The organism is Oceanococcus atlanticus, from assembly GCF_002088235.1.
In the GTDB taxonomy this organism is placed as follows: Bacteria; Pseudomonadota; Gammaproteobacteria; order Nevskiales; family Oceanococcaceae; genus Oceanococcus; species Oceanococcus atlanticus.
In genome coordinates this window covers 1,244,246-1,261,245 of record NZ_AQQV01000001.1, presented here as the reverse complement: position 1 = coordinate 1,261,245, position 17,000 = coordinate 1,244,246, and the positions used below count along the sequence as shown (strand labels likewise).

At 61.7% G+C, this 17,000-nt stretch carries 19 protein-coding genes; 11 read left to right on the top strand and 8 right to left on the bottom strand.

Going from position 1 to position 17,000, the window contains the following annotated elements; genetic code table 11:
• Positions 1-58 precede the first annotated feature (58 nt).
• Genes ATO7_RS05925 through ATO7_RS05905 form a run of 5 tightly spaced genes read left to right on the top strand, consistent with a single transcriptional unit; the run spans position 59 to position 3,381 of the window.
• Entirely contained in the window at positions 59-235 is a 177-nt protein-coding gene (locus ATO7_RS05925) for a ribbon-helix-helix protein, CopG family (protein WP_083560427.1), read from the top strand.
• Complete coding sequence (locus ATO7_RS05920) at positions 232-1,743, top strand: CYTH and CHAD domain-containing protein (RefSeq protein ID WP_083560425.1); 1,512 nt, start codon at positions 232-234, stop codon at positions 1,741-1,743. The genes ATO7_RS05925 and ATO7_RS05920 overlap by 4 nt, the downstream gene beginning before the upstream one ends.
• Positions 1,740-2,501, top strand: a complete 762-nt coding sequence (locus tag ATO7_RS05915) for a ParA family protein (protein WP_083560424.1) — start codon at positions 1,740-1,742, stop codon at positions 2,499-2,501. The genes ATO7_RS05920 and ATO7_RS05915 overlap by 4 nt, the downstream gene beginning before the upstream one ends.
• Positions 2,501-2,983 carry a CYTH domain-containing protein gene (locus tag ATO7_RS05910; RefSeq protein WP_083560423.1) on the top strand — a complete coding sequence of 161 codons (483 nt, stop codon included), beginning with the start codon at positions 2,501-2,503 and terminating at the stop codon, positions 2,981-2,983. Before ATO7_RS05915 ends, ATO7_RS05910 begins: the two co-directional genes overlap by 1 nt.
• On the top strand, positions 2,980-3,381 hold the full coding sequence (locus tag ATO7_RS05905; RefSeq protein ID WP_083560421.1) for an NUDIX hydrolase: 402 nt from the start codon (positions 2,980-2,982) through the stop codon (positions 3,379-3,381). The genes ATO7_RS05910 and ATO7_RS05905 overlap by 4 nt, the downstream gene beginning before the upstream one ends.
• On the opposite strand, the gene ATO7_RS05900 is transcribed toward ATO7_RS05905, so the two are convergent.
• On the bottom strand, positions 3,363-3,902 hold the full coding sequence (locus tag ATO7_RS05900; RefSeq protein WP_083560419.1) for a SixA phosphatase family protein: 540 nt from the start codon (positions 3,900-3,902) through the stop codon (positions 3,363-3,365). The two genes, ATO7_RS05905 and ATO7_RS05900, sit on opposite strands and share 19 nt — an antisense overlap.
• A gap of 13 nt (positions 3,903-3,915) precedes the next feature.
• Positions 3,916-4,845, bottom strand: coding sequence for an NAD(+) diphosphatase (gene nudC, locus ATO7_RS05895; protein WP_083560417.1), 930 nt, complete (start codon positions 4,843-4,845; stop codon positions 3,916-3,918).
• A gap of 87 nt (positions 4,846-4,932) precedes the next feature.
• Here nudC and ATO7_RS05890 point away from each other — a divergent pair, with 87 nt between their 5' ends.
• From ATO7_RS05890 to ppk1, 3 genes are all read left to right on the top strand, one after another.
• A complete protein-coding gene (locus tag ATO7_RS05890) occupies positions 4,933-5,358 on the top strand; it encodes an SRPBCC family protein (RefSeq protein WP_083560415.1) in 426 nt (141 codons plus the stop codon).
• A gap of 88 nt (positions 5,359-5,446) precedes the next feature.
• Positions 5,447-6,961: a trypsin-like serine peptidase gene (locus tag ATO7_RS05885; RefSeq protein ID WP_158523066.1), complete on the top strand. Its 1,515-nt coding sequence runs from the start codon at positions 5,447-5,449 to the stop codon at positions 6,959-6,961.
• 12 nt (positions 6,962-6,973) lie between these two features.
• The gene (gene ppk1, locus ATO7_RS05880) at positions 6,974-9,097 is read left to right on the top strand and encodes a polyphosphate kinase 1 (RefSeq protein ID WP_083560412.1); all 2,124 of its coding nucleotides are present in this window, start codon (positions 6,974-6,976) and stop codon (positions 9,095-9,097) included.
• A 2-nt stretch (positions 9,098-9,099) separates the two neighbouring features.
• On the opposite strand, the gene ATO7_RS05875 is transcribed toward ppk1, so the two are convergent.
• Genes ATO7_RS05875 through ATO7_RS05855 form a run of 5 tightly spaced genes read right to left on the bottom strand, consistent with a single transcriptional unit; the run spans position 9,100 to position 15,243 of the window.
• A complete protein-coding gene (locus ATO7_RS05875; RefSeq protein WP_083560410.1) occupies positions 9,100-9,582 on the bottom strand; it encodes a glutathione peroxidase in 483 nt (160 codons plus the stop codon).
• Positions 9,583-9,623: 41 nt separating this feature from the next.
• Positions 9,624-10,196, bottom strand: coding sequence for an SPOR domain-containing protein (locus tag ATO7_RS05870; protein WP_083560408.1), 573 nt, complete (start codon positions 10,194-10,196; stop codon positions 9,624-9,626).
• On the bottom strand, positions 10,196-11,923 hold the full coding sequence (argS, locus tag ATO7_RS05865; RefSeq protein WP_083560406.1) for an arginine--tRNA ligase: 1,728 nt from the start codon (positions 11,921-11,923) through the stop codon (positions 10,196-10,198). Before argS ends, ATO7_RS05870 begins: the two co-directional genes overlap by 1 nt.
• Positions 11,924-11,953: 30 nt before the next feature.
• Complete coding sequence (locus tag ATO7_RS05860; RefSeq protein WP_083560405.1) at positions 11,954-13,114, bottom strand: DUF3999 family protein; 1,161 nt, start codon at positions 13,112-13,114, stop codon at positions 11,954-11,956.
• Positions 13,078-15,243: a primosomal protein N' gene (locus ATO7_RS05855; protein ID WP_083560404.1), complete on the bottom strand. Its 2,166-nt coding sequence runs from the start codon at positions 15,241-15,243 to the stop codon at positions 13,078-13,080. The genes ATO7_RS05860 and ATO7_RS05855 overlap by 37 nt, the downstream gene beginning before the upstream one ends.
• Before the next feature lie 119 nt (positions 15,244-15,362).
• On the opposite strand from ATO7_RS05855, the gene ATO7_RS05850 reads away from it, so the two are divergent.
• The 3 genes from ATO7_RS05850 to ATO7_RS05840 are packed head-to-tail and all read left to right on the top strand — an operon-like array spanning position 15,363 to position 16,553.
• On the top strand, positions 15,363-15,911 hold the full coding sequence (locus tag ATO7_RS05850; RefSeq protein ID WP_083560403.1) for an RNA polymerase sigma factor: 549 nt from the start codon (positions 15,363-15,365) through the stop codon (positions 15,909-15,911).
• Positions 15,908-16,240, top strand: coding sequence for a hypothetical protein (locus ATO7_RS05845; RefSeq protein ID WP_083560402.1), 333 nt, complete (start codon positions 15,908-15,910; stop codon positions 16,238-16,240). Before ATO7_RS05850 ends, ATO7_RS05845 begins: the two co-directional genes overlap by 4 nt.
• Positions 16,227-16,553, top strand: coding sequence for a DUF3106 domain-containing protein (locus ATO7_RS05840; protein ID WP_083560400.1), 327 nt, complete (start codon positions 16,227-16,229; stop codon positions 16,551-16,553). Before ATO7_RS05845 ends, ATO7_RS05840 begins: the two co-directional genes overlap by 14 nt.
• 22 nt (positions 16,554-16,575) lie before the next feature.
• Here the strand turns inward: ATO7_RS05840 and ATO7_RS05835 are convergent, their stop codons facing one another.
• The gene (locus tag ATO7_RS05835; protein WP_083561026.1) at positions 16,576-16,944 is read right to left on the bottom strand and encodes a DUF805 domain-containing protein; all 369 of its coding nucleotides are present in this window, start codon (positions 16,942-16,944) and stop codon (positions 16,576-16,578) included.
• Positions 16,945-17,000: the final 56 nt, after the last annotated feature.

Sequence of the window (17,000 nt, the reverse complement as noted above, 5' to 3'; positions counted from 1 at the left end):
TGATGGGTGTGGTTCGGTGGTCTAAAGTGCGGCTTTAATGTGACGTCATGACGTCAATATGAGCAAGAAAAAAACAGACAAGAAAAAGAAAAACACGTCGCTGCGCCTGGACGAAACAACTTTGAAAGCGCTCAAGATGCGCGCGCTGGAGACAGACTCCAGTGTCCAGGCCATCATTGAGCAGTTGGTTGATGATTACCTGGCCAACCGCATAAAACTGAAGAAGAAACGATGAGTCTTCCCCGTGCTGCGCACTTCCGCCTGCCGGAGGATTGCCATCAGAATGACCTGCAAAGCGCTCTGGCAACCGCCGGCCAGCTGGAATGGGCCCGAGCCCGCAAGGACACAACCGAGGTTCTCGACAACTTCCCGGCGGACATCTGGGCCAGCGGGGCGGTGCTTTGTCGTAAGCCGGATGGCAGCTTGCAGTGGTGGCAGGAGGCCCGCTTAGTGATGTCATCCCGCGCACCAGCAGGCAGCCGCTTCTGGTGGGATTTGCCCGCCTCGGCGCTGCGTGACCAGCTTGCCGCCAGCATTGGCCTGTGGTCGCTGATGCCGGTTGCGAGTCTGAGCATCACGCGCAAAGCGCTCACACTGCGTAATGCCGATGCAAAAATTGTGGTGCGTGGCGAGGCTTGTACCGTCGGAGTGGCCGATACGCATGTCAGTGTGCAGGCTTTGCGCGGTTACGACGCCGAGTTCGAACAGGTTTGTCAGCTTTTGCGAGACCTTGGTGCGGCGGCCGTAGAACCATTTGATCTACGCCAGCAGCTTGCTGCCGCAGGCAACACGCCACAGGTGCTGGTGCTCAAAGGTCCGTATGGTATCGAAGCGGGCGAAGCGGCCGAGCCGGCGGTGCGCCGCATGGCTTTGAGCATGTTCCGGTTGGCGCGGCGTTTTGAAGCCGGCGTGCTGGATGACACCGATACCGAGTTTGTGCATCAGTACCGCGTCAGCTTGCGCAAGCTGCGGTCTCTGCTGTCGCTGATGAAAAGCACGTTGCCGGCTGACCTGCCGCTCCAGGCCAAGAGTGAGTTGGCCCGCATGGCCGGCGCGATGGGCACCTTGCGCGACCTGGATGTGTTTCTGCTCGATCAACAGCGCTATCGGCAGATGCTGCCACAGGCATTTCACCCCGGTTTCGATCATTTGATCACCCAGATCAGCAAGGATCGCCAGCGTGCCTTGTCGACGACGCGGCGCCAGTTGCGTTCGCCAAGTTATGCCAAGCGTTGTGCGCATCTGGTGCAGCTTCTTGAGAGCGCACCGCAGCGCCAGGAGGGCGCGGCGGTCAAGCCTGTCGGTCGTGTCGCCAGCGCGCGAATCCTCAAGCGCTACACGCGCATTCGCACGGCCAGTTTGCAGGTCCATGCGGAGACCCCGGATGAGCACATTCATCAAATTCGCATTGAATGCAAGAAGCTGCGTTACATGCTGGAATTTTTCGCCGAGTTGTACCCCAAGTCGCGTTTGAAGTCGCTCAGCCGATCTCTCAAGCGTCTGCAGGATGTGCTCGGGCGTTTCAACGATGTGTCGGTTCAGCAGGGTTTTCTTGCCCGTTACGCTGAGCGCAGCAATGACCCGCAACAAAGCGCGGCGATTCACGGTTTGATTGCCGTGTTGCATCAGGATCAGCTGCAGCTGCGTGATCAGGCTGAGCGTGAATTGCAACAGTTTGCCCAGGACGATATCGCGGCAAATTTTTCTACGATGTTTGGCCGCAACGGAGCAACGACAAAATGAAAGTGGTCGCCTGCTACAGCATGAAAGGTGGGGTTGGTAAAACCGCAACGGCGGTCAATTTGTCTTACTGGGCGGCCTCGCAAGGCCTTAGAACCCTGCTTATTGATCTGGATGCGCAAGGTGCATCGTCGTTTTACTTCCGGGTCAAACCCGGTCGCAAGAAATGGGGCAAACGTTTCTTTCAGGCCTATGAAAATGTTTTGGAGCAAATTCGTGCCAGCGATTTCGAAGGCCTGGATGTGCTGCCAGCGCATCTGAGCTTTCGCAACTTCGATGCTTTGCTGGCCAGCCTGGAAAAGCGTAAATCACGTTTGCGCCGCATTCTCAAAGGTTTGAAAGGCGAATATGACCTGATCGTTCTGGATTGCCCGCCGACCATCAGTCATTTGTCCGAGTCGGTGTTCAATGCCGCCGACATGGTTCTGGTACCGGTGATCCCCACAACGCTGTCGCAACGCACGTTTGAGCAGCTGCTCGCGTTCTTTGCCGAGAAGGGTTATGCGCGTGAGGTGGTGGTGCCGTTTTTCTCGATGGTGCAGCGGCAAAAGGCGCTGCACAAGTCGACCATGACGCATATGCGCCAGCGCCACAAAGGCTTTTTGCAGGCGGTCATTCCGTTTGCGCGTGATATCGAAAACATGGGCGAGCATCGTGCACCGGTGGCGGTTTTTGCTGCGCGTAAACCGGCCACTAAGGCGTACCTTGCGATGTTTGATGAACTCTGGCCAAGCCTGCGGCCGAAAGGGAAAAAACGCTGATGGGACAGGAAATCGAACGTCGTTTTATCGTCAATGCGTTGCCGCCGGAGATCATCGCCAATCAGCCCTGCAGTGAGATTCGGCAAGGCTATGTGGCGGCTGATCCAGGTAAGGAACTGCGTGCCCGTGACAAGAACCGCCGCTACTTTCTGACCCGCAAACGCGGCACCGGGCTGGTCCGCGAAGAGCATGAGATTGAGGTCGGGCTGGATGTGTTTGAGATGATCTGGCCTTTGACCGAGGGGCGTCGGGTTGAGAAAACCCGTTATCACGTGGAACAAGCCGGCTTGACCATGGAGATTGATATCTACCACGGGGACTTGAACGGGCGGATGTCACTGGAAGTTGAATTCCCCGACCCGCAGGCGGCAAATGCGTATCAGCCGCCCGCCTGGGCGGGTCAGGAAGTGACCGAAGACAGTCGCTACAACAATGCCCAGCTGGCCCTGAATGGCTGGCCGGAGGACGAGCCAGCGACATGAGTCAGCGACGCATTGCGGTAATTCCAGTGTTGGGAGGTGGTAAAGACCGCCGCCTGGTACTGGTGACGGCAAGGCGTCATGGTCGCTGGATCGTGCCCACCGGTAAGCCCGAAGCCAAACTGAGCGACAAACGGGTAGCCGCGCTGGAGGCCTTTGAAGAGGCCGGTGTGGTGGGGCGCCTGAAGAAACTGCGCCGCCCGTCGCGCATCATGTGCCGCAGCGCATCCGGTAAGCCGCGTCGGCTCGATCTTTACGGCCTGGATGTGCAGAAAACCCTCAACCAGTGGCCTGAAAAGAATCAACGCCAGCGTTGCGTGGTGGGCCTTGAGGAGCTGGATCAAATGCCCATGGATGAGCAGTTGAAGCGGGCCATTCGACGCTATTTCAAAACCTTGTAGTCGTCCGCGTCGGGTAGGTCGCGGGCGCGGATCAGGGCGAGCAGCTGAGCGCTGCCGGGCGTGCCCAGCGCCGTGCCGCGTGGATAGCCCAGGCGTGCCAAGGTGGCGGTCGTGAGCAGCTTGCCGTCTGGGCGGCGCGCTGGCGGTGCGCTGCATTGGTTGAGCAGAAAATCCTCCATGCCGAAGTTATGGCCGACCAGCAAAATGCGCTGCGCAGGGTTGGGTAGCGCGCGCAAAATGGGTTCGAAGTCATCGCTTTCGGCGTGATACAGACGCGCATCGAAGTGAATGTCGAGTCGTTCCGACTTGGGGCCCAGCGCGTCGACGCACAATTTTGCGGTCTCGCGTGCGCGCACCGCGGGTGAGCTGACCACCACATCAGGCAGCAGCCGGTTGCGTTTTAACCAGCCTCCGATGCGGGCGGCGCCCAGCTGCCCGCGGGGCTTCAGAGGACGGTCAAAATCATCGACAGCAACCGACCAGTCGGACTTGCCGTGGCGCAGTAACAGCAGTTCACGCATGCCCTGCGAGCCCTCAGCGGCGTCCTATCAGCGCGCTCAATGGCTGAGCGGCGTTGTGGTCATACCAGGCCTCGATCAGGCGAAAGGACAATGTGAATGGCGGTGGCATGAAGAAGGATTTGCTGCGCAGGCCTTCGGCGATCTGTTCGCGGCTGAACCAGTCGGCGGCTTCCAGTTCGTCCTGTTCGACTTGTGGTGTCTCGGCATCGCCCACGGCGTGATAACCGATCAGGACTGAGGCAGGAAAAGGCCACGGTTGCGAGGCGAAGTAGCGCATCCCGGTGACCCGAATGCGCGCTTCCTCCCACACTTCGCGGATCACCGTGTCCTCGATGCTTTCGCCCGGTTCCACGAAGCCCGCCAGTACCGACCACATGCCGGGAGGCCATCCCGGCTGACGGCCGAGCAGGCAACGGTCCTGTTCATCGCTGACCTGCACCAGCATCGAAGGATCGCTGCGCGGGTAATGCTCCAGGTCGCAGGCGTCACAACGCAAGACATGGCCGGCATGGGTGGGCCGTGTGGCTTTGCCGCAGCGCCCGCAATAGCGGTGACGCTTGGCCCAATAGATCATGGCGCGGGCGTAGGCCATGACGGCGGCATCGTCAGGCTGCAAGCGCATCGCGGCGCCGCGCAAATCCGAGAAATGCAGTTCGGGCCACTGTGCGGCTTCTGCATCCGTGACCTCCAGCGTATACACCGAGCGTTGGTTCCATAGACCCAGCCAAATCGCCTGATCGAGGCGCTCGGCAAACTGGCGCGCGGGAAGCGTTTCCAGGACGTCACCGCGCATGGGCATACGGTAGCGACAGACGGGCACTAGAACGGCGCTATCAAGCGCCTGTTCACGTGCTTGTTCATCGGTGCGCCATTCAGCTTTGCGGTCCAGGGTTGCGGCATTGAAACCGGGCGTGCGTTCGTGCGGATAGTCGGGAATATTCATGTGCAAAGAGCCTACACCGGCCACCTATGGCGTGTCCTGAGTCTGGCCAACAGGTTAGTCTGAATAGGATTTTCTGGAGAGAGAGATATGCCCCGCCATCAGGTCAAAATTAAACATCGGTTTACCTCTGACCCCGACACCGTGTTCGCATTCTTCGCCGACCATGAACAGTTCGGCCGTTTGTGGCCCGGGCGCACGCGCCGTATCGCCACAGGGCAGGATGACCCGAACGGCATCGGCTCGGTGCGCGAGATCAGGCTTGGCCCAGTGCGGTTTGAGGAAACCGTGGTGAGCTTTCAGCGGCCACACCTGATTGAGTACACCGTTACCAAGGGCAGCCCGATCAAGAATCACCATGGCCGGATCGAATTTCACCCCGACGGCGACGGCTGCCGTATCGACTACCGCATCGTATTTGATGGGCGTTTTCCGCTTATCGGAGCGCTGGTGGCACGCAACTTGCCCCGCGACTTTGTTGCGGGTCTTGCTGCCGTGGGCGCAGATCTGCGTTGATCCTGTAATGCACCGTGAGCCGCGAGGGTCAGCTCTTGCGCGTCACGCGTTAAACTCAATTCGACTCGAACGATCAAGGCGGAAAATCATGCGCAAAGCCCTGTTGGTGTTTGCTGGTCTATGGCTGAGCAGCGCTGCTCAGGCCGCTCCTCTCTACACTTTGCCGGCACCCAGTGCGGAGGTGGTTGACGAGTTCCTCAATCCGGCGCCCGGCGCACTGCGCTTTGCGACGGCCTTGAGCTATGACCTGGATTTGCGACGTGATGGCAGCTGGTCGCAGGAAGGCGATGAATCGATCTGGCAGGCGACGTTGTTTGCGGCCAACGCCAAGTCCCTGAGTTTTCTGTTTGAGCAGGTCGTGTTGCCCGCAGGCGCAAGTTTGACCCTGCACGGGGTGGACGGGCGCGAACAAGGGCCTTACTCATCCACGCAGGTGCGCGATGGGCGACTATGGACCGCTCTGCTGCCGGGCGAGCAGGTCACTCTGGTGCTGCGCACGCCGGATGCCGATGGCACCAGCCTGCGCCTCGGCAGCGCTTTCTATGGGGTGACCGAAGCCGGCGGATATCGTCTCAAGCACGGCTCCTGCAATATCGACACGGTCTGCGCTCAGGCCGGGGACTGGCAGGATCAGGTCGACAGTACGGTGCTGTTGCAGTACCAGGAAGGCAGCTCGCTGTTTTCCTGCTCCGGGTTTCTGGTCAACAACACGCGCAATGATGGGACGCCCTATATTTTGACCGCGAATCACTGCGGTATGAACGCGTCCAATGAGGACAGCGTGCAGGTCTACTGGCGTTACGAGGATGACAGTTGCGGCAACTCCGCGTTGCACAGTCATCCGTCGCCTGATCCGAGTTTCAATTTCAACGGTGTTGAGGTGCTGGCCAGCGGCGACAGCGCTGATTTCACCTTGCTGGTGGTCGGCAGTGCGTCCAGTCCGGCATCCATTCCGGCGAGCTTTCAGCCGTTTTGGAGTGGTTGGGATGCGACCACGGTCAAAGCACAGAGCGGTGTGGGGGTTCATCACCCCAGCGGTGACCAGAAATCCATCAGCTTTTTCAATGATCCACCCACAGCCCAGAATGTGACCATTGATGGTCGCAATGTATCGTCTTGGCGGATTGTGTGGGATGACGGCACGACCGAGCAGGGTTCATCAGGCTCTGGCTTGTGGAACCAGAATGGGCACGCTGTCGGCATGTTGTCGGGGGGCGGTGCATCGTGCTCCAGTCCATCCTCGGCCGATTTCTACGGACGTTTGCAGGTGGCCTGGCAGGAGTCTGGTCTGTGCAGCGGCCAGTTGAAGTGCTGGTTGGACCCGGACAACAGCGGTGTATTGGTTCATTCCGGTATGGGGCCGGGTGGAGTGGTGTCGCCAACACCAACACCCACGCCAACACCAACTCCTACTCCCACTCCCACTCCCACTCCCACGCCGACTGCTACGCCGAGCCCATCGGCCAGCCCGACACCGGCGGCGACGCCCAGCCCGGAACCTGCGGGCAGCGGCGGTGGTAGCGGTGCCGGCGGCAGTCTATTGCTGTTCGTGGCTTGGCTGTTCGCTTACCGGCGTCAAAAAAGAGTCACGCATTCAGGCTAAAATTGCCGGATCATGGATGCTCTGGCGACTTCTTCCGAACAGGACCAACTGGCACCGCTGAGCGCGGAGGACGCGCTGCGTCCGGAAAACTTCTTCAACCGTGAGCTGAGCCTGCTGGAGTTTAATCGGCGTGTGTTGGCTCAGGCGCGAGATGGGCGTGTGCCGCTGCTGGAACGCCTGAAGTATTTGTGCATTTCCTGCTCCAATCTGGACGAGTTTTTCGAGGTCCGGGTTGCCGGGCTGCAACAGAAGCTCAGTGCGGGAGCGCCCACCGGTGGGCCTGACAATATGTCGGCAGGCGACCTGCTCAGCGCCATTTCAGAGCGTGCTCATGAGCTGGTTGCAGAGCAATACCGGGTGCTCAATGAAGTTCTGATTCCGTTGCTGGCAGAGCAGGGCATCCGCTTTGTGCGGCGTCGTCAGTTCACCGCCAATCCGCGCATGGATGACTGGCTGCGCGAGTACTTCAATAACGAGTTGCTGCCGATTCTGTCGCCAATCGGGCTGGATCCGGCGCACCCGTTCCCGCGCGTTCTCAACAAGAGTCTCAACTTCATCGTTTCGCTGGAAGGCAAGGATGCTTTTGGGCGCAGCGCCACCATGGCTGTGGTGCAGGCGCCGCGCGCGCTGCCGCGTCTGATTCAGATTGCGCCCGAGGCGTGCGACGGCCGCACCAATGATTTCGTCTTTCTCAGCTCGGTGATCCATGCCTACGTGGCCGATCTGTTCCCGGGCATGCGGGTCACCGGCTGTTATCAGTTCAGGGTCACGCGTAATTCGGATTTGTTCGTTGACGAAGAAGAGGTCGACGATCTGCTGATCGCGCTGGAAGGCGAATTGATGGGCCGCCAGTTCGGCGACGCGGTTCGGCTTGAGGTCGCCCACAACTGCCCCGAAGCGATGATCAAGTACCTGCTTCGCGTGCATGGCCTGCGCGAGGAACAGCTTTATCAGGTTGATGGTCCGGTGAACCTCAACCGTCTGATGAAGCTGTCAGAGAAAGTCGACCGGCCGGATCTCTGTTTCGAGCCCTTTACGCCACGCGTGCCGGCGCATTTGACCTCCAGTTCTGACATTTTTTCGGCGATTCGCAAAACGGAAGTTCTGCTCCATCACCCTTACGAATCATTTGCGCCGGTGCTGGATTTCCTGCGTCAGGCGGCCAAAGATCCCAAGGTATTGGCGATCAAGCAGACGTTGTATCGCACCGGGGCGGATTCGGCCGTGGTCGAAGCGTTGTTGCAGGCCGCGCGTGCCGGCAAGGAAGTGACCGTGGTCATCGAATTGCGCGCGCGTTTCGACGAGGCCGAAAACATCGATTTGGCTGAACGCTTGCAGGAAGCCGGCGCGCATGTGGTGTACGGGGTGGTTGGGCACAAGACCCACGCCAAGATGATTCTGGTGGTCAGGCGGGAGGCCAATGGCCTGCGCAACTATGTGCATATGGGCACCGGCAACTACCACCCGCGCACCAGCCGTCTGTATACCGACTATGGCCTGCTCACGGCCGACCCGGCCATCGGTCGCGATATCCACCGGGTGTTTCTGCAGTTGACCAGCCTGGGCAAGCTGGCCCAGCTGGAAAAGCTGCTGCATTCGCCGTTCACCTTGCACAAGGGCATGATCGAGCGGGTTGAGCGTGAGATCGACAATGCACGGGCGGGGAAAGCGGCGCGCATCATCCTGAAAATGAATCAGCTGGTCGAGCGCGACAGTATTGCGGCGCTTTACCGCGCCTCGCAGGCTGGCGTGAAGATCGACCTGATCGTGCGCGGCATGACCTGCGTGCGTCCGGGCATGCCCGGCTTGTCAGAAAATATCCGCTTGATTTCGGTCGTCGGGCGTTTTCTTGAGCACACTCGGGTGTTTTATTTCGAAAACGCTGGTCAGCCCGAAGTGTGGTGCTCCAGTGCCGACTGGATGGAGCGCAATTTCTTCCGTCGCGTGGAGATCGGTTTCCCGCTGGATGACCGACGCATTCGCGAGCGTGTGATCCGCGAGCTCAAAATCTACATCGCGGACGAAACTCAGGCCTGGGAAGGCCAGCCCGACGGCAGCTACGTGCGCGTTCGGGCCCAGCAAGGACGGCGCAAAATTCGCGCCGCCCAGCGCCGTTTGATGCTGGCTAAGCGCTAGGCTCAGGCCGCCAGCAAAGCTTCGATATCTTTGGCCAGGGCCGCAGGCTTGTCGGTCGGCGCGTAGCGTTTGACCACCTTGCCTGATTTGTCGACCAGGAACTTGGTGAAGTTCCATTTGATGCCTTTTGAACCCAGCACGCCGGGCTGAGCCTGTTTGAGGTGCTGGTAGACCGGGTGCGCGTCGTCACCGTTGACCTTGATTTTGGCAAACATGGGGAAGGTCACGTCGTAGGTCAGAGAACAGAAATTCTTGATCTCATCCTCGTCGCCCGGTTCCTGGTGGCCGAACTGATCGCACGGAAAGCCCAGGATGACCAGGCCTTTGTCCTTGTAGTCGCGATATAACGCCTCAAGACCTTCGTACTGCGGGGTGAAGCCACATTTGCTCGCGGTGTTGACGACCAGAACCACCTGGCCTTGATAGTCGGCCAGCGGTTTATCTTGGCCATCAATGGTTTTGGCGCTGAAATCGTAGAAGCTCATGTTGAATCCTCGCGGTCGCTAGGGCCGCAAGTGTAGCGTGCTCAGCCGCCTGCGCGTGTGGCGAAGCTGTCGATGTCGTTGTCGGCCAGCTGGCGCATGGCTTTCTCGGCGGCATCGCGACTCATGTCCGGCCCCACCTGCACACGATAGACGGTGCCGCGGTCAAGCAGATCAACCTGTTTGATGGTCGATTCGAAGCCCAGTAGAGCGATGTTGGCCTTGCGCCGTTCGGCATCATCGCGGGCCCGGAAGGAGCCGGCCTGGATGACATAGCGACTGGTGTCCTCGGCCGCTGGCGGGGGCGGTTCGACTTTGTACGCATCCTCGTTGGGGCGCACCTGGGCTTTGGCCAGCCCATCGTAGAACTTGAAGCGCGACTCCTGACGTGGCGGCACCACCGGTCCGGGCGTTGGGGTGGCCACAGGGCGGCTGGGCGGGCCCTGGACCACGGCCGGCGATTCCACCGGACGGTAGACGATGAACACGATCGCAGCGATGCCCAAGCCCAGGGTCAGGCCGCACAGCGCCCACAACCAGCCGGGCAGGCCACGGCTGTTGTTGGTGTGCGTGCGGCGCGGCGCTTCCTTGCGCTGTCGTGCGTAATCGCGGGCCATTACATCTTGTCCGGTGCGTCCACGCCAAGCAGGGCCAGACCATTGCGCAAGACCTGCTGAACCGCCAGATTGAGGTACAGGCGGGCATCGCGCAGGGCAGCGTCTTCGATCAGGAAGGCCGAACTGTTGTAGTAGCGGTGATACAGCTCGGCCAGCTCACGCAGGTAATGCACGATGAGTTGCGGTGCCAGCTGCGTGGCCGCAGCCTGAACCATGTCGGGGAAGCGGGCCAGTTGCTTGAGCACTTCGCGTTCGATGTCAGCATCCAGTTGGTCGAGCTGCTCTGCCGCACGCTCGGCATCAAAGGTCCACTGCTTTTCGCTCAACTGACGGAACACGCTGGCCACGCGCGCATGTGCGTATTGCACATAGAAAACCGGGTTGTCGTTGCTCTTCTGGGTAGCCAGGGCGAGGTCGAACTCAAGCTGCTGGTCGTTGGAACGCATCACATAGAAGAAGCGTGCGGCGTCCACGCCGACTTCCTTGCGCAAGTCTTCCAGGGTTTCGTAGGTGCCGGCGCGGGTCGACATCGAAACCTTTTCGCCGTCACGCAGCAGGCTGACGAACTGCACCAGCTGCACGTCGAGCTTGTCGGATTGCCCGGTCAGTGCTTCGACGGCGGCGCTCATGCGCTTGATGTAGCCGTGATGATCCTGACCCCAGACGTCGATCAAGCGGTCGTAGCCGCGCTCCAGTTTGTCCAGGTGGTAGGCGATGTCGTTGGCAAAGTAGGTGGCACTGCCATTGGCGCGCAGCAGCACACGGTCCTTGTCATCACCGAAGCGGCTGCTGGCAAACCACAGGGCGCCGTCCTGGCGGTAGGTGTGTCCGCCTTTTTCCAGCTGCGCCAGGGCTTTGCTGACTTCGCCCTTGTCGACCACGCTGCGCTCCGAAGCCCAGGCCTGGAAATCAACCCGGAAGGCACTTAAGTCATCGGCAATGCCGCCCAGCTGCTCCTTGAGGGCATGGTCGAGCACGCGGGCGAAACCGTCTTTGCCGAGTGTCTGCTTGGCCCGCTCGATCAATGCATCAAGGCGCGCATCGCCGGTCTCTGCATCATCGGTGGGCAGATCGTCGAACAAGGTGGCATCAGCATTGTTCAGCCCATCCGCGTCCAGACGCTGGGCCGACTCGCGCACGTAGTCGCCTTGGTAGGCGCGGCCGGGAAAGATTACGGCCACGCCCTGCTGCTCGATGTGGCGCAGCCACACCGACAGGGCCAGGATGTCCATCTGACGCCCAGCATCGTTGACGTAGTACTCGCTGTCGACCTGATGGCCTGCTGCGCGCAGCAGGCGGGCCAGACAATCGCCGTAGGCCGCGCCGCGACCATGCCCCACGTGCAGAGGGCCGGTGGGATTGGCGGATACGAATTCGAGCAGGACTCGGTTGCCGCTGCCGGGTTCGGCCTGGCCCCAGCGCTCACCCGCGCTGACGATCTCGCGCAGCATGGCGTGATAGCGGTCGCTGGCCAGGAAGATATTGATGAAGCCGGGGCCGGCCACCTCGGCCTTGGCCACAGCGGGATGCGCCGGCAGCGCCTCGATCAGGGCCTGGGCCAGTTCGCGAGGGGGCTTGCCAGCCTGCTTGGCGCAGACCATGGCGATATTGGAAGCCAGATCGCCGTGCGCCTTGTCACGGGTGGATTCGATCTTCGCCGCGTTGGGTACGGCAATGCCGAGACTGTCGGCAGCCTGATTGAGCAGGGCTTGAAGAGTGTCCTTCATACGGTATGCGGCAGCGCAAAACCAGCCATTTTAGCGTCCTTGCCGGCGCAGGAGGAAGCGTCTTGCAATCAAGCCTGCGCCAATTACCACCATGACCAGTAGCAGGAACCCGTTGCGCAGGTTGTTTGGCTGTGTGGTTTGAGCGGTCGCGCTGTCTTCATCAACCACCTCGATCCGCTCGGGCGCCTGAATGGGCAGGTTTTCGGTGCTGCGGCAGGACAAACTCGGGCCGAATCCGCCGCGCTTGTGCAGCAACATGCGCAAAGGGCCGGAGTGGGCAATATCGGGAATGCGCAGTTCATAGCGGGCATGGCCCAGCTCCAACGCATCGGTGTCGTGCGGGCCAACCCGCCACTGCGGATCGGTGACGGCGCTGAAGCGCAGCAGCGGTGACTGGCTGCCGGCGCTCACGCGTCCGCGTGGCTTCCATGCGTCCCACTCGCCCTGGCGTGATTGCAGAGTCCAGTCGGCGCTGGCAATGTCGCGCTCGGTCTTCAGGCGGGCAGCAAAAATCGGCAGCCGGCGGGGATTGAGGTAGTGGTCCTGGGCATTGCGTGGCGGTTCAAACCAGTGAATCGCCCGGGCCTGACGTTGTTGTTCCTCCACCGCGATCACTGTGGGCGGTGGCTGGTTGCCTGCAGGTGCGCTTTGTGGACGGACGCGAACAAAGCTCAGCGGGCGCGGTTCGAACGACAGCGTTTCACCGTTCTGCTGAAATTCGAGTGCGGCACTCCATTGCTGCAGATTGGGCGAGATACGCAGTTCAGCGATTGGCGGCAAGCCCATCAGGGTGCCCGTGGCGCCCTCAAGCTGACGCAGATCCAGGACCCATTCCACAACGCTTTGCGTGCTGCCCGCACCGGCCGGATGCGAGTAACTGAGCGCGTTATCGGCGTCGAGCTGCGGGCGCGCCAGGTCAGGTAGTCCCATGACAGGCACTGCAGCCTGGGCGCGACGCTGCTCGCGTTCTGCGCAGACGGCATAGGCCAGATTCTGGCCGGCACCGTCGACAATCTGCAGGCCGGCGAAGTCGGCGGTGGCGCCGGCCTGATAAAGCAGGTCCGGCACTTCGAAGCGTAGAGCACTGTGCGTGCTGTGCACCTCAAGCTGGTTAGCCCACAGGCACGGGCTGACAATGCCCAGGGTGAGCAGGATCAGTCGAGGCTTTGTGGGTCGACGTCGATGGACCATCGCAGTTGCCGCGCGGAAGGGCGCGTTTCCAGTTGCTGACGAATATGCCCCAATTGTGCCTGTAAAACGCTGCGCTTGTGGCTGCGCAGCAGCAACTGACAGCGATAACGCCCGCCACGCCGCTCCATCGGCGCGGGAGCCGGGCCGAGCACGTCGATGTCGTCGCTGCCGAACAGTGGCTCGGCAATCTCCTCAAGCACGTTCATGGCCGTTTGTGCCGTACTCGCTTCGGCGCGAATCAGGGCCAGGCGTGCATACGGCGGCCAGGCCAGCTGCTCGCGTTCGGCCAGCAGCGCTTCGGCGATGCGTGCATAACGGCCCGGCGCCAGCAGGCCGAGCAACGGATGCTCCGGGTTGTGGGTCTGCACCACCACTTCGCCGGGGATGTCGCGCCGCCCGGCGCGCCCGGCCACCTGGGTGATCTGCTGGGCGAGCTGCTCGGTGGCACGAAAATCCTGGCCGTACAGCCCTTGGTCGGCGTCGATGATGCCCACCAGCGACAGATCCGGGAAGTCATGTCCCTTGGCCAGCATCTGGGTGCCAATGATGAGCTGCGCCTGACCGCTGCGGATGCGCTCCAGTGCCGCTTCCAGTTCGCCTCGACGACTGACCTGGTCGCGGTCCAGGCGAATACGCTCGACATCGGGCCACAGCTGCGCCGCGCGCGCATCGATGCGTTCGGTGCCCTGGCCCAGCTGGTGCAGCTCTTCACTGCCGCAGTCCGGGCAGGTCGGTGGGATTGGCCGTTGGTGGCCGCAATGGTGGCAGCGCAGGCTGCGGCTGCGCTGATGGCTGATCAGGCGTGCATCGCAGCGCTCGCACAGGGCGGTCCAGCCACAGTCATGACACAGCATGATCGGGGAATAGCCCCGCCGGTTGATGAACAGCAGAACCTGATGACCCGCCTCCAGATGCTGGCCGACGCGTGCGATCAGGGCGTTGGACAGGCCGTCCGGACAGCGCTGACCGCGCAGGTCGATCATGCTGATGCGCGGTGGCTTGGCCTGGCCGTAACGGTGATCCAGGGTGAGATGCTGATAGCGCCCCTGGGCGGCGTTGAAATGGCTTTCCAGCGAGGGTGTGGCCGATCCCAGGATCACCGGAATGGCGAATTGCTGAGCGCGGCGCACGGCCAGATCGCGGGCGTGGTAGCGGATCCCGTCCTGCTGCTTGTATGAACTGTCATGTTCCTCGTCGACCACGATCAGCCCCGGCCGGGCCAGTGGCACGAACACGGCCGAGCGGGTGCCGAGCACGATGTCGGCCTCACCGGTGCGGGCCGCCAGCCAGGCGTTGTGACGTTCGCCGTCGGCCAGCCCGGAGTGCAGCGCGACGGTGCGTGCCCCGGTGTGGCGGCGCACGCGCTCGACCATCTGCGGCGTCAGGCCGATTTCGGGGACTAAGATCAGGCTCTGGCGGCCGAGCCGGGTTTGTTCGCGGGCCAGGGCAAGATAAACCTCGGTTTTGCCGCTGCCGGTGACCCCGTCGAGCAGATGACAGCTGAAGCCGGAGGCTGAGCGAATCTGCTCAACAGCGCTGGCCTGCGCATCGTTCAGGGTTGGCGTTTCGACCTCGTGGCTGTCCAGTGTCAGGTGGTTCAGCGCTTCGATCAGGCCTTTGTCAGCGAGGGCCTTGAGTATCGCGCTGGGGGTGCCCTGGGCGCCGATCTGGGCCGCTGCCAATGCGCTTTCGCTGGCCTGCAATGCGGCCAGAGCGGCGGCCTGGCGGGGCGCGCGGGCCAGGGTTTGCGGCTCGGTTGTGCGGCCTTGCGCGGTCAGTTGCCAGCGGGTGTTGAGCACCGGGCTGGCGGCCTTGCCATTGCGCAGCAGTTTGGGCAGCGCGGTGGCCACGCACTGGCCCAGCGGCGCTTGATAGTAGCGCGCCGCAAAGTTCAGCAAATCCAGCTCGGGCTGGCCCAGCAGCGGTTCCTGATCAAGCACTTCGAGCACCGCCTTGAGCCGATTGCCTGGCACTTCAGAGGCGTGGCCCAGTGCGGTGACCACGCCAACCAGCCGTCGCGGCCCGAAAGGCACGCGCACGCGGGCCCCCAGCGTGACCGGGAAGGGGCACAGATAGTCGTAGGTTTCGCCACGTGGAACGGGCAAGGCAACCTGGCAAATGGGTGTCAACGGATCGCGCCTGAGTGCGTTGGATCAGCGTTATAGTGTGTCACGTGCGAAGGAGCGTTTATGCGTTTACTCGGTATGTCATCCCAACCCAGTGGTGGTCAGGCCGGGAGGACAATGGCATGGCCACCTCGGTAGAACTTGGTTTGTCGACAAAAAAAGCGGACAGCGCCGCGGCACGACGCAATGCGATGGATCATTTCCTGGCCTCGATCGAGAGCCAGGCGTACCGGCTGGCGCTGAGCCAGCTGCGTGATCGCGACGCCGCTCTGGATGCGGTGCAGGATGCCATGATCCGGCTGGTGCAGAAATATCAGCACAAGCCGCAGGAGCAATGGGCGCCGCTGTTCTTTCGCATACTCATGAACCGGGTTCGGGATGACCAGCGGGCTGCGCGGCGCTTTGTGGATGATGCCGATTATGCCCTCGAGCGTTCGGCCGCCGATGATCCGGAGCGCCAGCTGGCCCAGCGCGACGCCATCGCGGCGCTGGAGGCGGCATTGTCCGAGCTGCCACAGCGCCAGCGCGAGGCGGTTCTTTTGCGGGTCTGGGAGGGCTTCAACGTGGCTCAGACTGCAGGCATCATGGGGTGTGGTGAGGGCAGCGTAAAAACTCATTTGTCGCGCGCCATGAACACCTTGCGCGACAAGGTGGAGGTATTTTGGGCATGAGCCAATCAGAGTTTGATCAGGACAGGCTGGCGCAATCCATTCGTGAGGCGCTGGACGAGCAGGTTGCAGAGCCGGATGAGCTGACCCGGGCGCGTTTGCGTGCGGCGCGCTATCGGGCGCTGGATCACATGCAGGCCCAGGCCGCGCCCTGGTGGTCGCTGTTGTGGTCGCGCTGGAGCGCGGCCGCGGCAGGGGCGACCTGCGCGGTGCTGCTGGCCTGGCAGATGCAGGTTGGCACGCCCGCTGGAGAGGGTGTGCATCAGGCTGAGGATGCGGCCTTGATCGCCGACCTTGATCTGGTGATGTGGCTTGAGGATGGCGGTGTTTAGGGCCTTGCTGATGGTCACCACGCTGTTGTTCAGCGGGGTGCTGAGTGCACAGCCGCAGTGGCAGGAGCTGAGTCCGGCGCAACGCCAGGAACTTCAGCGTTATGCCGAGCGCTGGGATCAGATGCCGGCCGACAAGCGCGAGCGCATCCTGCGCAACCATGCGCGTTGGCAGAACATGTCACCCGAGGAAAAGCAGCGCGCGCGTGCCAAGTGGGACAAGTTTCGCGCTTTGCCCGAGGCTCAGCGGGAGGCGCTACGCGATTGCTATCGGCGCAAGCGCAAAGGTGAAGAGGTGGAGTGCCCGCGCCCCTAGGGCCGGGCACTCCAGCCACGTCTTATACCAGGCTGTCGCTGGCTGTCTCACCCTTGGGATTAGGGCCGAAGCGGTTATCGCCCGGGGTGCTGTCCAGCGCCAGCAGCACGATCAGAATGATGAACCCGATCACTGGGATCAGGCCGATGAGCAACCACCAGCCGCTGCGGTCGGTGTCGTGCAAACGCCGGATGCCCACGCCCACTGAGGGCAGGAACACGCCGAGCACGTAGATCAGACCAAGTATGCCGCCTGTGCCAATGCCGGACTCTACTGCGCTGATAACGATGCTGATGATGAAGTTGAAGAGTGCGAAGAACCAATACTCTTTACGTCGCGCCCGCCCCTCGAACACGGCGTATTTCTGCAGAACCTGCAAGTACCAATCCATGATGACCCCTTTGTTGTTGTGATCGCAGTGCACATCGTGCGCACTCGCGGGGTCAG